This window comes from Romboutsia faecis (assembly GCF_014323405.1).
Classification (GTDB): Bacteria; Bacillota; Clostridia; order Peptostreptococcales; family Peptostreptococcaceae; genus Romboutsia_E; species Romboutsia_E faecis.
Map to the genome: position 1 here is coordinate 193863 of NZ_JACRWE010000003.1, position 15647 is coordinate 209509.

The window sequence follows — 15647 nt, forward strand, 5'->3', positions numbered from 1 at the left end:
TCTAATTATTTAATATGATATTAAAAGAAATAAAATACTGTGTCAAGGAAGCAAGAAGTAAAAATAAAATTTTATGATTTTGAATAATTATATAAATGATAATATTTTTCCAAAAAGTTACAAAATTAAAACTATTATTAAATAAGAAAATGAATTATAATGTGAATATAATAGAAAGTAATAAGAAATTTAATATTTAATTTATATAAAATTTTCAAATGAAATTCACAATTAATTCATATAGATTGGGTATAATAACAACAAAAGGAGGAATAAAGGATGATTTTACTAATTAGCGCAGTCTTAGTGATTGTTATGTATGGACTTACATTCTTATCATATGTATCAGAAAATAATTTATTAGATGATATTAAATAATTGACATTATTCAATAGGTGACATAGTCAACTTAAAAATATAATAATATTAACTATCTTAGATAGGTGTATAAACAGTGGACTAATATAAGTTCGCTGTTTTTTGTTATTTTTTAATAAAAAAGTACTGACAATCAAAGCATTATTAAGCTTTTAGTCAGTACTTTTAACAATAAGATAATATTATCTTATTATATTATTTACTTTGTCTAGATTTATTGTATCTTAATCTCTCATTTTCGTTTAAGAATCTTTTTCTTAATCTTATAGCATCAGGAGTTATTTCAACTAACTCATCATCATCTATAAATTCTAAAGCTTCTTCAAGAGTAAATATTCTAGCTGGTTGTAATTTTATAGCATCATCTGAACCAGAAGCACGAACGTTAGTTAACTTCTTGTTTTTACATGGGTTAACAACCATATCGTCTTTTCTTGAGTTCATACCTATTATCATACCTTCGTATACATCAACACCTGGATCTACGAACATTTGAGCTCTTTCACTTAAAGCATTAAGTGCATATCCCATAGTTGTTCCTGGTCCTTGAGCTATTAAAACTCCATTACTTCTTCCAGGTATTTCACCTTTATGTTCTTCATATCTTTCGAATGAACGAACTAAAGTACCTTCACCACGAGTATCATTTATAAATTCACTTCTGTAACCTAATAATCCACGAGTAGGAGCGATAAATTCTATTTTAACGTAATCTCCTTCTATAGACATAGATTCCATAAGACCTTTTCTAAGGTTTAATTTGTTTATTACAGTTCCTGAGTAAACTTCTGGACAGTTAACTATAACTCTTTCCATTGGTTCTAATAATTTTCCATCTTCTTTATGCATTAAAACTTCTGGCTTAGAAACACCTATTTCGTAACCTTCACGTCTCATGTTTTCAAGAAGTATAGATAAGTGAAGCTCTCCACGTCCAGATACTCTGTATCCATCAGTAGTATCCATTGGCTCAACTTTAAGACCAACGTTAACTTCTAACTCTTTATCTAATCTATCTTTTATATGTCTTGTAGTAACGAACTTACCACTCTTACCACAGAATGGAGAATCATTTACTAAGAAGTTCATTGATAGAGTTGGCTCTTCTATGTGTATCATTTCCATTGGTAATGGATTATCTAAGTTACATATAGTTTCACCTATAGATATATCAGATATACCAGCAACAACTACTATATCACCTGAATATGCTTCAGATTTTTCTATTTGGTTTAATCCTTCATAAGCAGTAAGTTTAGTTATTCTACCTCTAGCAACACTTCCGTCTGCTTTACATATAGAAACTTGTTCACCATTTTTAACAGTACCTTTGTAAACTCTACCTATACCAAGTCTACCTACGTAATCATCGTATGCAAGAGCTGATACTTGAAGTTGTAAAGGCTCATTATCAAAGTCTGGGTAAGCTTCAACATGCTCAGTTATAGTTTCAAATAAAGGAGAAAGGTCAGTACTTTCATCATCTAATTCTTTTTTAGCTATACCTTGCTTAGCTATACCGTATATTATTGGGAACTCACATTGTTCATCATTAGCATTTAAGTCAACGAATAAGTCGAATACTTCATCAACAACTTCTTCAGCTCTTTGATCTTGCTTATCTATTTTATTGATGAAAAGTATAGGTCTAAGTCCTGCTTCTAATGATTTTTGTAAAACGAATCTAGTTTGAGGCATTGGCCCTTCACTAGCATCTACTAGTAATATAACTGTATCAACAGTTTTTATAACACGTTCAACTTCAGAAGAGAAGTCACTATGTCCTGGTGTATCTACTATATTTATTTTGTAATCTTTGTAGTTTATAGAACAGTTCTTAGAATATATTGTTATACCTCTTTCTGCTTCAAGGTCATTACTATCCATTACACAATCTTTTACTACTTCGTTTTCTCTGAATACCCCAGATTGAGATAAGAAAGCATCAACTAATGTTGATTTTCCAGCATCAACGTGGGCTATAACTGCGATATTTATGATTTTATGTTTTAATGACATATTATTTTTCCTTCCTTTCATATGAAAATAACTTTCTTAGTATAACATACACTTTTTAAAATGTAAATTAAAATAAGGAGGATGTTATTCATATTTCCTATTGTTTTATTTATTATTGTCTGAAATATATAAAGAGTATCGTACTAAACATAATTACTAAAAATTTTTACAATGACCAAATATATAATTAAAAGAGATTTATTTCTTTTATTTTAAAAATTAAATTTTATAATTGAAAAACGATATTATTTATATGTTAATAATTTACTAACATATATTTATTAACATAATAAATAAAATTTATACAAAAACATTCCTAATAGTGGAGATAGTATAAGTTTAAATGGTGTTTTATATACAGCAAGGGTAACAATATTTATGAAAGAAACATGGCTTTAAATACAATATAATAAAAATTTTAGTGCTATAATATTATTAAGGAAAATGTTATTTAGGGGGATTAATTAAAATGAAAAAAATAATCAATGATCCAAGTAATGTAGTATCTGATATGATTCAAGGAATAGTATTAGCACATCCTAATTATGTAAGAAAAAGTGATAATGGGAATATTTTAGTAAGAAAAGATGCTCCAGTAGAAGGTAAAGTTGGGCTAGTAAGTGGTGGAGGAAGTGGACATGAACCATCACATGGTGGGTTTGTTGGATATGGAATGCTTGATGCTGCAGTTTGTGGCGAAGTATTTACATCTCCTACTCCAGATCAAGTGTATGAAGCTATAAAAGAGGTAAACAGTGGAAATGGTGTATTATTAATAATTAAAAATTACACTGGAGATGTTATGAACTTTGAAATGGCAAAAGAAATGGCAGAAATGGATGGTATAGAAGTTGATTATGTAGTTGTAAATGACGATGTTGCTGTTGAAAATAGTTTATATACAGCAGGTAGAAGAGGGATTGCAGGTACTGTATTTGTACATAAAATAGCAGGTGCAAAAGCAACACAAGGAGCAACACTAAAGCAAGTAAAAGAAGTAGCTAATAAAGTAATCAAAAATGTTAGAAGTATGGGAATGGCACTAAGTCCTTGTATAGTTCCAGCAGCAGGAAAACCAAACTTTACATTGGAAGAAAATGAAATAGAAATAGGAATGGGTATACATGGAGAGCCAGGAACTCATAAAGAAGAAATATCAAGTGCTAATGATATAACTACTCATTTAATAGATAAAATATTAGCAGACGTAGAAATAGCTGAAGATGAAGAAGTTGCTGTAATGGTAAATGGGCTAGGATCAACGCCTCTTATGGAACTTTACATTGCAAATAAAACAGTTAATGAAATATTAACTAATAAAGGTATAAAAATATACAATACATTTGTTGGGGAATATATGACATCTCTTGAAATGGCTGGATACTCAGTAAGTATATTAAAACTTGATGATGAGTTAAAAGAATTACTTGATGCTAAAGCAGATACACTAGGACTTAAGATATTATAGTAGTTCATTTTAAGGGGGGAATAATTATTCATGAGTATAAAAGGATTAGAGGTAATTAATATAATTAATAAAATAGCTGATGTAATTAGTGAAAATAAATTATATTTAACGGAACTAGATGCAGCAATAGGTGATGGAGATCATGGTCTTAATATGAGTAAAGGTTTTGAGGCTGTAAGAGAAAAGTTAGTTGATGACAATGGTGAAAATTTAGGAAATACATTTAAAAAAATAGGTATGACTTTAGTTTCAACAGTGGGTGGAGCATCAGGCCCATTATATGGAACAGCATTTATGAAAGCTGCACCAGTACTTAACAATAAAAGTGAAATGGATTTAGATGATTTTATAAATGTTCTAAAAGCCTCATTAGATGGAATAAAAATGAGGGGAAAGGCTGTAGCTGGAGAAAAGACTATGATTGATTCAATAGAGCCTGCTTTAAATTCTTTAATTGAGTCAAAAGAAAAAGGTTTATCTATCATTGATTGTTTAGATAATGCACAAAAAGCAGCATATGAAGGGGTAGAGAAAACAAAAGAAATAAAGGCTACTAAAGGAAGATCAAGCTATCTTGGAGATAGAAGTTTAGGTCATCAAGATGCAGGTGCAACTTCTAGTTACTTAATACTAAAAACAATATATGAATATATAAAAGGGGAATAATTATGGTTGGAATAGTATTAGTATCTCATAGCAATAAACTTGTAGAAGGTTTAAAAGATCTTATAAGTCAAATGGCTGTAGGTGTTAAGATATGTGCTGCAGGTGGAACTGACGATGGTAGAATAGGTACAGATCCTATGAAAATTATGAGTGCGATTGAAGAAGTTTATAGTGATGATGGTGTTTTACTATTCTTTGATATTGGAAGTGCACTTATGAATGCTGAATTAGCTATAGATATGTTAGATGAGTCTATTAGTAAAAAAGTAGAAATTTGCAAAGTTAGTTTAGTAGAAGGTGCTTTTGTAGCTGCTATAGACTCAAGTATAGGTAAGAGTATAGGTGATATAAAGGAATCAATAAAAGGCTTACAAATAGAAAAGTAAATATAATATAAAAGAATCTCCTTAAATTCATGGGGAGATTCTTTTATATTATATATTGAAATTATATTTCGTTAGCAGCATCATAAGCAGTTTTAATTGCATTTTCAATATCAGATGCTTTATCTTTACAATCACCGATTTTAACAACTTTAATATTATTTTCTAGTAGTTTATCAACATCAAAACTATTAGGTCTAGCTCCAACTGCCATAACTACGTAATCACAAGGTATTTCAATTTCATTATTATCATTTTCACAAATTATATATTCGCTATTTATTTTATTAACTTTATGATTAGTATAGATTTTAACATTATTTTTATTGAAATTTTCCATTAAAGTTGGAAGTATAGTATTACTTTCGCCCTTAGCTATACTGTCATCCATTTCAATTATAGAAACTTTATTTCCTTCTTGAAGACATAAGTACTCAGCAACTTCACAACCTACCATACCTCCACCAATAACAGCGATATTACCAAATACTTGTTGTTCACCACTTAAGATTTTCCATGAATCACATACCATTTGCTTATCATAGCCATCTATACTTGGTATAACATTACTTGCTCCTACTGCAACTAATACAACATCTGGATTTAAAGTTAATATATCTTCTTGAGTTACTTTTTTTCCAAGCTTTAATTCTACATTTTGAGAGATTACAGAATGTGTTAAAAATCTAATTGCTCTACGTATCTCATTTTTTCTAGGAGGAATACAAGCTAAATTTAGTTGACCTCCTAAAGATGTATTTTCATCAAATAAAGTAACGCTATGACCTTTTAAACTTGCTACACGTGCAGCTTCAAGTCCTGCAGGTCCTCCACCTATTACTACAACTTTTTTCTTAGTTTCAGCCTCAGTGATTTTTCTAGTTCCTTCATATCCATTTTCAGCATTTAGTACACAACTTAAAAACTTACGATTTTGAATATTGTCAGTACATCCCTTATTGCAACATATACATTCACGTATATCATCTAATTTATTATCTTTTACTTTATTAACCCAATCAGGATCTGCAAGTAAAATTCTGCCAAGTCCAATTATATCTGCTTTATTAGACTCTAAAATACTTTCAGCCATTTTAGGATTAAATATTCGACCCACTGTACTAACTGGAATACTTACTGATTTTTTTATTTGAGCAGCAATATCAACAAAGAATCCGTAAGGCTGTACACCCATTGGAGGAATAGTATCTGCCATATTACCAGTATGGTTAGCTTGAGCTACATGAAGCATATCAACACCAGCTTCTTCTAGCCATTTAGCAAAGATAGGTGCCTCATCTAAATTTATTCCACCTTTACCTCTTTCAGGTGTAACAACTGAGAACTTATAGTCAATAGGCATATTTGGAACTGCTTCTTTTAATGATTTTACAAGTTGTAGGGCAAATCTTGTTCTATTTTCTAAAGTTCCACCAAATTTATCATTTCTTTTATTTAATATAGTACTGCATAATGAACCTACTAATCTATCTCCATGGATTTGAATAATATCAACACCAGCTTTTTGAGCACGAATTGCACAATCACACATTTTATTGATAATATCTTTTAAACCTTCTTCGCTAACCTCATTTACGAAGTGTTTCATATCATGATGTAGTTTTTCTCTGACAGCCTTCATATCACCACTAGCAACCATCTTATTTATAGCATCACAGTCATACTCAGGATGAAATATCTGAACAGACACCTTAGCTCCATGTTTATGTATTGAATCACATAATTTTTTAAAACCATCAATTTGGCTATCGTCGTATAGTTTTGGTGTAGGAGAAAAGCCATTAATTGGAGAAACATCACCTATTACTATGTATGATACACCACCTTTTGCTAATCTTTCATAAAATTCAATACTTTGATTAGTTATACTACCATCTCTACCTTCATAACCAGTAGTTAATGGAGGAAACATAACTCTGTTTTTTAATGTAATATTTCCTATATTAATTTTTTCTAAAAGCTTCATATAAATTCCCCCTAAGTTTATTTGTTATTAATTAATTTGCAAAAATCAATAATTGCATTCTCACATTCACTTTTAGCTTTTATATTTGCAAAATTATGATCTCCGCCCTCAATTTCTATATAGATTGCTTTATCATTGTTATAACAACTCAAATAAGTTTGACAAGTACGATTATCAACTAATTTATCTTCAGTACCTCTTATAATTAATACATCTTTGTTATAGCCCATAGAACTAGAGAATGGTTCATAGTTGTATAAATCATAATTAAAATCAATATTAAATTTTAAACCTTCCATATTAGCATATTGAATAGATTTATTCTTTAATTCATCAGCACGTTCTTTGCATCCATACCACATTCCAGCTCCCGGGCACATAAGAATTAGGCCAATAGGTTGTAATTTCGGAGCAGCACATGAAGCTACATAACCACCCATACTATGACCAGATAAAATGATTTTATCAGAATCTGTTATTTTAGAATCAATTAGCCAGTTGTAAATATCAATAGTGTCTTCTATTAGCCCTGTAAAAGTCATTTCTTCAAACTCTCCATCACTTTCACCACAACCATAAAAGTCAAATCTAGCACAACCAAAACCATTAGAATATAGAACTCTTGATAAATGAGTATGTGCATATTTATATCCTGACATACTTCCTCCAAATCCATGTAGATTTAATACTATAAAAGGATTTTCTATATTATCAGGAAGAGTAAGCACACCTCTTAATATTTTATTTTTTCGATTTTTCATTTCTACCAATTTAATCATTATTGCTCTCCTAATACTTGCTATATTTTAAATATTTTTTATATTATTTCTTTTAATTGATAATTCTTCTAACATCTCTTGAGTTTTTTTCTTACTCAAAGGATATATAAAGAATAATGCTAATATTGCTATTAAATATCCGATTGAATAAATGCCTGTATACGCTTTCCAAAGATTTGAAACAACTTCTGTAGTTTGAGTAGAAGCATGTACGTTATATCCTATAAATGCAAGTATAAAACTACTTAAACTTGCGCTTAAAGCAGAAGCAAGCTTTCTAAAAAATGAATATGTAGAATAGATTATACTTTCATTACGAGTTCCAGTTTGTAACTCTTGATAATCTATTGAATCATTTACCATAGCCCAAATTAGTATTTGGAATCCAGAAGCACCTATATAACAAACGCCATTGATTATTATAAATAGTATAGGATTATCTATTGGGAATAAGAATAAAACTCCATATATTATTGCGGCAAAACCAGCACCATACATACACCATTCTTTTTTACCAAATTTATTAGCAACAAACTTAGTACCAACAAATGTAATTATTGAATAAACAGTACTCAACATTCCTGATACAGCCATGATCTTTACATTGCCAAAATAATCTTTAAATAAGTAAGTATTTAAGCCATTAACAACACTAGCTGATATCATTCCAACTAAGCTAGCAATTATAACTCCTAATAAAGCTTTATTTTTAGAAATATTTTTTAATACTTCAAAGTAATTAAACTTTTCTTTTTCTACGTGAGGTAATTCAACACGTTCTTTGCACCAGATAGATGTGATTTGTAAACAGAAAACGCTTACACAAGCGCAAATAATAGCTAATAGTAAAAAGTTTGAAGGAACAGGTGCATTATCTTTATATAAAAATAGTGGTCCAATTATAACTATTACAGTCATAAAAATTGTTCCACCTAAACTTCTGTATCTTGATAAATCTGTACGATGATTAGTATCATCTGTCATAACACTTGATAATGACCCAAATGGAACATTTACACAAGTATACATAGCTTCATATAGAACATAAGTAATTAAAATATAAGCTAACTTTAAACCATAATTTAAATTAGAAACATTTAAAAATCCAATACACATTAATATTGCACATGGTATTGAAAATGTACGAATCCAAGGTATAAATTTTTTACCAGGTTTTGCTTTACGAGAATCTATAATGGCACCAATTATAGGGTCATTAATAGCATCCCAAAATTTTGTTATTAACATTATTGTACCGACATGAATAGGATTAACCTTTAGAACTAATGTATAAAATACTGTTAAAAACATAGCTCTAAATTGTTCTGTGCAGCAACACCCTAAATCCCCAAGGGTATAACCGATCTTATCTTTCATTGAAAAGTTTTGCATAAACTACCCCCTATTATTGATAATAAATAAATCTAACAATACTTGTTATATTTATTTGTATTTTCATTATCGCATATTGTAAAATAAAATTATATTCATATATTGATATAATATTAACGAAAATTGACATATTAGCTAACAATTAATAAAAGGGGGAGTATTAATGATTGACAAAAAAGATTATTTTGTACGAGAAGTTAACTTTAAAAATATAAAAATTAAAAGAATTAAATCTAGCAAATACTATAAAATATTGTTTATATTTTCCGGAGATTGCTATGTTAAACAAAAGAAAAGCTCTCAAATATGTAGCACTGATAATATTATTTTGATAAGTCCTAACAATGATATAGACATAGAATTAAAGTCTAAGCAATCTCTTATAATATATGAACTAGCAATTACAACAGAATTATTAAATAAACTATCAGATGAAGAAGTAGATCTAAACAGAAGCTTTAATACTGTGCCTTTTGAATGTGCAGTAGTAGATGCAAGCACAGAAACTACTATGTTAATAAAAAATATATTAAAAAAGCTTGTTTGCTTAAAAGAAGACAGTTCTGAATTTGCTAATAACTTATATATAAAAAGTATGCTATCAATAGTTTTAGTTCTGATATTAAGATCATGTATTTACGCTGAACCAAAACAAAAAATTAAAAAAAGTAAACCATTTTTAATTGACGACATTTTCTCCTATATTAACAATCATATTACAGAAGAAATTTCTTTAGATAATCTTGAAAAAGAATTTTATGTTAGTAAATTTCACATATCAAGAGAATTCAAGAAAGCTACAGGAATAACATTACATCGTTATATAGTAAAAGCAAAATTAGATTTATGTAAAAAGCTTATTGAAGAAGGAAATACAATAATTGATGTGGCACAGATTTGTGGAATAGGAAGTTATAATAACTTATTCCGTGCTTTTAAAAAGGAATTTGGCATTACGCCAAAAGAGTATTACAATGAAATAAAAAAATATAAATAAGAAAGAGTATTAGTATACTATATAATATTATTATATAAATAATATTGTTAATAGTAGTATACTAGTATAAAATAAATATGAATACGTTTACAATAAAGGGGAGGAAGAAATGCAACTTATAGTTAAAGACAAAAACTTTTATAAAAAAATTCTTCAAATAGGCGTTCCAATTTCGTTGCAAGGTCTAATTACATTTAGTGTTAATATGACAGATACAATGATGTTAGGATCTCTTGGAGAAGTAATTTTATCAGCTTCATCATTAGCTAATCAATTTTGTTTAATTTTCTTAATTATTAATTATGGATTAGGTGGAGGCTCTGGAGTATTAACAGGTCAATTTTGGGGTCAAAAAGATACCGATTCCATAAATAAAACATTATCAATACTTTTAAGGTTTAGTTTAATTTTTGCTGTACTATTAATGTTAGCTGCGCAAATTATGCCGGAAAAAATAATGGGTGTTTACACAACAGAAGCAGATGTTATAAAACAAGGAGCTATGTACTTAAAAATAATATCTTTATCGTTTATAATGCAAGGTATAGTAGCTACATCTACTATAGTTCTGAGAACGATAGGTACTGTTAATGTAGGTTTAATTGCTTCTGGGTGTTCTTTTTTAGTAAATATTATATTAAATTATATGCTTATATTTGGTAAATTTGGTGCACCAGAATTAGGTATACAAGGTGCTGCTATTGGAACTTTAGTAGCGAGAATTATAGAATTTACAATTATAGTATACCACTTACTAAAATCAGATAAAAAAATACAATTTAAATTAAAATATCTTTTTTCAACTGATCAAGTAATATTAAAAAAATACATAAAAATAGGTTTTCCAGTTTTAGTTAGTGATATTATATTAGTTTTAGGAATGAATATGTTATCAGTAATTATGGGAAGAATGGGTTCTGAGATGGTAGCTGGTAATAGTATATCAAATATAGTCAATCAGTTTACAATGATATTTTTGCAAGGAGTATCAAGTGCAAGTTCGGTGATAATTGGTAATACAATTGGAGAAGGAAATATAGAAAAAGCACAGGAAAGAGGAATAACCTTTTTAGTTTTATCCTTAATATTAGGTATAGTTTCAGCTATAATAATACTACTATCAAAAAATGTAATAGTAGATTTTTATAATGTAAGTGATTCAACAAAACAAATTGCTTATGCTTTACTTAATTCAACAGCATTTATAGCAGTATTTTCATTTACTTCAGGAATACTTACAAAAGGTGTATTACGTGCAGGTGGGGATACAAAGTTTTTAATGATTGCGGATGTATTATTTTTATGGGCAGCATCTATACCTTTAGGATATGTTGCTGGTATTGTTTTTAACTTGCCACCTGGGATAGTATTTATAGCGCTTAAAATAGATGAAATAATAAAATCATTGTGGTGTATTAAAAGGCTATCAGGGAAAAAATGGATAAGAAGAATTAGCAATGAAGAACTTAAATTAGAAGCTGTTTAAAAATACTAAATTATGTTTAATGACTCCAATTTAGGGTATTAACTGGATAAGAACAATTACTTAGGAGGATCTAGACATGATAAATTTAGTTAGAGCTTGTCCATATTGCTCAAATGTGGATATGGATAAATTAGAAGAAGTAGTAGGAAAAGAAAAGGTTCAAAGAGGTTGTATAGGACAATGTAGAGCCTATAAAAAAGAAGCTGTTGTAAAAGTTGATGGATTACTTACTATAAAGCAATCTCAAGAAGAGTTATTCGAAGAGTTAAGCAAGTAATTATTATATTAATTATAATATTATTTCAATAAATTAAAGCACAAAGATAGGAGTATCATACAATGTTAATACATTGTAGATGCTCCTATTTTATATTTTAGCAATAAGAAAGTTTATATACTAAAAATCTTTCATTGTTGTCTTTATCATATAAATCATCTAAAATTATTTCATTTTTAATAACAAAAGGTGTATTATTTTCTAAGTAATAAATATAATCACTAGATGGATAATATAAAATAAGTTCTACAGGTCTCATGTTTACTTCCAATGAATCTAGTATATTATCTATAACCTTAATAAAAATTTGCAGAGAAAAAGGATTAAAGAAGTAAAATTTATTATCATTTAAGCTAATTTTATAATTCTCAGCAAATGTATTTTCAAATTTAATCTTATCTTTAAGCTTCTTATTTTTAATTAAATATGAAGATTTATTATCTAAGCAAGTTTTATAAAAGTCATTATTCATTTCAATTCCTAAGCAGCTCGCATTAAAGTAGTAATTTATATAAAAGATAAGCCTACCTTTACCACACCCAAAATCAACTATATAATCATCTTCATTTACCTTATAATTTTCAAATAAAGTATTAAGGGCTGAATAAGATGTTGCCTGATAAGGATGATAGTGACTAAACTTATCTTTCCAGTTTTCTTCTCCAAAAGTATTTATATTTAATAAATTTTCAAAATTAATATCTTCCATGTACTTTCCTTTCAAGTTTTAAATAAAGTTTATATTATTATATAATTTTAATACCTTAAATAAAATCAATCAAGGAGTAAAAAAATATTTAAAAATTAAGAAAATAGTCTGTAAGAATACAAACATTATGATACTATATATAAATATAAGTATATTGCACTTTGTATTTTAATTAAACAGGGGGTAGGGTATGAAGAAAGAGTATTTTAAGGAGTTTAGTCATAGCTTGAATAGAGACATGGAATTTAATGTATACGGGCATTCTGGTAAACCAATTTTAGTTTTCCCAGCTCAAAATGGTAGATATTACGATTTTGAAGGATTTAATATGCTAGATAATGTCCATGACTTAATAGAAAGTGGGAAGATACAGTTATTTTGCTGCGATAGTATAGACTCCCAAACTTGGTCAGCTGAAGGGGAAGACTGCCATAAACGTATATTAAGACATGAACAGTGGTTTAACTATGTTGTAAATGAATTAGTACCTAGAATATTACAAATAAATTATGAGAGTAATAAAGGTATTCCTTCAGATGGTATAATAACGATGGGATGTTCTATGGGGGGAGCACATGCTGTTAATTTTATGTTTAGGAGACCGGATATATTTAGAGGAACAATTTCATTAAGTGGTTATTTTGATTCAGATATATTCTTTGGTGATTATTGCGATGAATTAGTTTATAAAAATGCACCAATAAAATATATCGAAGGTATGAATTATGACCATCCATATGTAGAAATGTATAGAAAGAATAAAATAATAATTTGTTGTGGCCAAGGTGCATGGGAAGGTGAAATGCTAAGAAGTATTTATAGGATTAAGGAGCTATTAGAATATAAGGATATACCAGCTATGATAGACATATGGGGATATGATGTTAATCATGATTGGGACTGGTGGAAAGTTCAATTTTCATATTTTATAAGAAAGATAGTTTAAGGGGGATTTTTTATGAATGTTATTTTTATATCTCCTCATTTTCCATTGTACTTTTATGAGTTTTGTAAGAGATTAAAGGAAAGAGGTGTAAATGTTTTAGGGATAGGAGATGCTAGTTATGACTGCTTATCCTCAGAAACAATTAATTCTTTAACTGAATATTATAGAGTAAATAGCTTAGAAGATTTTAATGAAGTAAGCCAAGCTTGTGAATTCTTTTCTAATAAATATGGCAGGATTGACTGGATAGAATCACAAAATGAGTACTGGTTAGAGACAGAAGCAGCACTTAGAAGTAAGTTTGATGTAAACACAGGAACAAAGATTGAAAATATGGCTCATATGAAATATAAGTCACTTATGAAAGAAGTATATAAATCATGTGGAATACCTGTTGCTAGATATGATTTTATTAATGATTATCATTCTGCAATAAGTTTTGCTAATAAAGTTGGGTATCCTGTAGTAGTTAAACCAGATAATGGAGTTGGTGCATCTAATACATATAAGCTTAGAAATGATGATGAATTGGCATTTTTCTTCTCTACAAAAGATAACAATATTAATTATATAATAGAAGAGTATATTGACGGACATGTTGAAACATTTGATGGAATAACAGATTCCAATAAGAATGTATTAATTTCTTCTAGTCATGTTATGTTACATTCTATAATGGATACAGTAAATGAAGAAAGTGATACAGCTTTTTATTCACAAGATTTATCAGGAATGGACATTGAGTGGATAGGAAAAGAAGTAGTAAAAGCTTTTGATACAAGAAGCAGATTTTTTCACTTTGAATTTTTTAGACTGGACAAAGATAAGGATGGTTTAGGTAAAAAAGGAGATTTAGTAGGTCTAGAAGTGAATATGAGAGCACCAGGAGCATATATACCAGATATGATAAACTATGCATATGACGTAGATACTTATAGTATGTGGGCTGATGTATTAATTTATGATAAAGTCTTTGTTGATATAAATAGAAAGTGCTTGGTTGGATATGCAAGCAGAAGGGATGGTATAAATTATACACATTCCTTAGAAGATATACAAAATGAATATGGAAGTAAAATCGTTCTACAAGTAGAAGTTCCAGAAGTTTTGTCAGCGGCTATGGGGAATTATGTATTTTTATTTAAGGCGATGTCTAAAGAAGAAATAATGGATATTACACGTTTTATTATAAGACGTAATGGAAGTGGGAATTGGTTATAAAGTAAAAAATAAGCACACAACTAATTTATATTGAATAGAATATTAAAAAGTACATGCATTTCTTTGAAATGAAGTAGTTTAAAATATTTATACAAGAGCTAGTAATCTACTTTGATTTACTAGCTTTTTTAGGAGATGATTAAGTGAATAATTATCGTATTGCATATAATCAAGGATGGAAAGTGTTAAAAGACAGAAACTTCAATCGTGTTTCAAAAATAAGAGATGTAAAATATAGAGAAGATGTGAATATCTTTGAAATAGATATACTTGGAGATCATTATATATTAGACTGTGATAGCGAGAAAATTTATAACACAGAAACTTTAGAAGATATGGACATATCTTTAGCTATAACACTTCTAAATTATTTAGGTTTTTCAGATGATGATACAAAGATAGAAAATAAGTGGGTTAGTTTGAAAGAAATCCCAAATGGAGGGAATTTATATTACCCCGCATTTTACAAAAGTTCTATAGAGCCATTAATTAAGGAATTTGGATATAGCAGTGATATATTTTTGATAATAGCATTAGGTCTAGGTGGAGCTGAGTACAAATTTGGTGATGTTAGTGCGGTATTTAATATATTTCCAAGAGTTCCTATATGTGTGGTAATATGGGAAGGAGATGATGAAATATCTGCAAACGCTACAGTTCTATTTGATAGTTCAATACAAAAAATAATGCATATAGAAAGTAGTATAGGAATTGGAATGTTCATAACAAAGCAACTAAAGGATTTAACAATATATTTAAAATAAATATAATAAATTAACATTAATAACTTGATTATTACTTGATTTCCTCTCTTTTAACATAGATTTAACTTTTGTTTAACTTTAAGTTAACGAAATGTAAAATAACTTAACATTGTCTTAACAACAAATGTTAAATTTCTTGATAAAATAAAAGTGTATTAATCAGCAAATAAAAAAT

General features: G+C 28.5%; 14 protein-coding genes. 9 read left to right on the top strand and 5 right to left on the bottom strand.

What is annotated here, in order from left to right; all coding sequences use genetic code 11:
* Positions 1–573: 573 nt before the first annotated feature.
* Positions 574–2397 (bottom strand): translational GTPase TypA, encoded by a 1824-nt coding sequence (gene typA, locus H8923_RS07465; RefSeq protein WP_153926143.1) that lies wholly within the window; start codon positions 2395–2397, stop codon positions 574–576.
* A 469-nt stretch (positions 2398–2866) separates the two neighbouring features.
* Here typA and dhaK point away from each other — a divergent pair, with 469 nt between their 5' ends.
* The 3 genes from dhaK to dhaM are packed head-to-tail and all read left to right on the top strand — an operon-like array spanning position 2867 to position 4917.
* Positions 2867–3865 (top strand): dihydroxyacetone kinase subunit DhaK, encoded by a 999-nt coding sequence (dhaK, locus tag H8923_RS07470; RefSeq protein WP_153926145.1) that lies wholly within the window; start codon positions 2867–2869, stop codon positions 3863–3865.
* Positions 3866–3895: 30 nt separating this feature from the next.
* Complete coding sequence (gene dhaL / locus H8923_RS07475; RefSeq protein ID WP_153926146.1) at positions 3896–4531, top strand: dihydroxyacetone kinase subunit DhaL; 636 nt, start codon at positions 3896–3898, stop codon at positions 4529–4531.
* Positions 4532–4533: 2 nt separating this feature from the next.
* The gene (dhaM, locus tag H8923_RS07480) at positions 4534–4917 is read left to right on the top strand and encodes a dihydroxyacetone kinase phosphoryl donor subunit DhaM (protein ID WP_153926147.1); all 384 of its coding nucleotides are present in this window, start codon (positions 4534–4536) and stop codon (positions 4915–4917) included.
* Between the two features lie 61 nt (positions 4918–4978).
* Here dhaM and bilR read toward each other — a convergent pair whose 3' ends face one another.
* From bilR to H8923_RS07495, 3 genes are read right to left on the bottom strand one after another with little or no spacing between them, the layout of a single operon-like run.
* Positions 4979–6901: a bilirubin reductase, long form gene (gene bilR, locus H8923_RS07485; RefSeq protein WP_153926148.1), complete on the bottom strand. Its 1923-nt coding sequence runs from the start codon at positions 6899–6901 to the stop codon at positions 4979–4981.
* 17 nt (positions 6902–6918) lie between these two features.
* Positions 6919–7680 carry an alpha/beta hydrolase gene (locus H8923_RS07490; RefSeq protein WP_153926149.1) on the bottom strand — a complete coding sequence of 254 codons (762 nt, stop codon included), beginning with the start codon at positions 7678–7680 and terminating at the stop codon, positions 6919–6921.
* 27 nt (positions 7681–7707) lie between these two features.
* A complete protein-coding gene (locus H8923_RS07495) occupies positions 7708–9072 on the bottom strand; it encodes an MFS transporter (RefSeq protein ID WP_153926150.1) in 1365 nt (454 codons plus the stop codon).
* A gap of 163 nt (positions 9073–9235) precedes the next feature.
* On the opposite strand from H8923_RS07495, the gene H8923_RS07500 reads away from it, so the two are divergent.
* From H8923_RS07500 to H8923_RS07510, 3 genes are all read left to right on the top strand, one after another.
* A complete protein-coding gene (locus H8923_RS07500) occupies positions 9236–10069 on the top strand; it encodes a helix-turn-helix transcriptional regulator (RefSeq protein WP_153926151.1) in 834 nt (277 codons plus the stop codon).
* A gap of 109 nt (positions 10070–10178) precedes the next feature.
* Positions 10179–11555, top strand: a complete 1377-nt coding sequence (locus H8923_RS07505) for an MATE family efflux transporter (protein WP_153926152.1) — start codon at positions 10179–10181, stop codon at positions 11553–11555.
* 76 nt (positions 11556–11631) lie between these two features.
* Positions 11632–11832, top strand: coding sequence for a DUF1450 domain-containing protein (locus tag H8923_RS07510; RefSeq protein ID WP_153926153.1), 201 nt, complete (start codon positions 11632–11634; stop codon positions 11830–11832).
* A 97-nt stretch (positions 11833–11929) separates the two neighbouring features.
* Here H8923_RS07510 and H8923_RS07515 read toward each other — a convergent pair whose 3' ends face one another.
* On the bottom strand, positions 11930–12541 hold the full coding sequence (locus H8923_RS07515) for a methyltransferase (protein WP_153926154.1): 612 nt from the start codon (positions 12539–12541) through the stop codon (positions 11930–11932).
* Positions 12542–12731: 190 nt separating this feature from the next.
* On the opposite strand from H8923_RS07515, the gene H8923_RS07520 reads away from it, so the two are divergent.
* The 3 genes from H8923_RS07520 (at position 12732) to H8923_RS07530 (ending at position 15472) form a co-directional block, all read left to right on the top strand.
* Positions 12732–13487 carry an esterase family protein gene (locus H8923_RS07520; RefSeq protein WP_153926155.1) on the top strand — a complete coding sequence of 252 codons (756 nt, stop codon included), beginning with the start codon at positions 12732–12734 and terminating at the stop codon, positions 13485–13487.
* Positions 13488–13499: 12 nt separating this feature from the next.
* Positions 13500–14708: an ATP-grasp domain-containing protein gene (locus tag H8923_RS07525; protein ID WP_153926156.1), complete on the top strand. Its 1209-nt coding sequence runs from the start codon at positions 13500–13502 to the stop codon at positions 14706–14708.
* Positions 14709–14851: 143 nt separating this feature from the next.
* Entirely contained in the window at positions 14852–15472 is a 621-nt protein-coding gene (locus tag H8923_RS07530; RefSeq protein WP_153926157.1) for a DUF3786 domain-containing protein, read from the top strand.
* Positions 15473–15647: the final 175 nt, after the last annotated feature.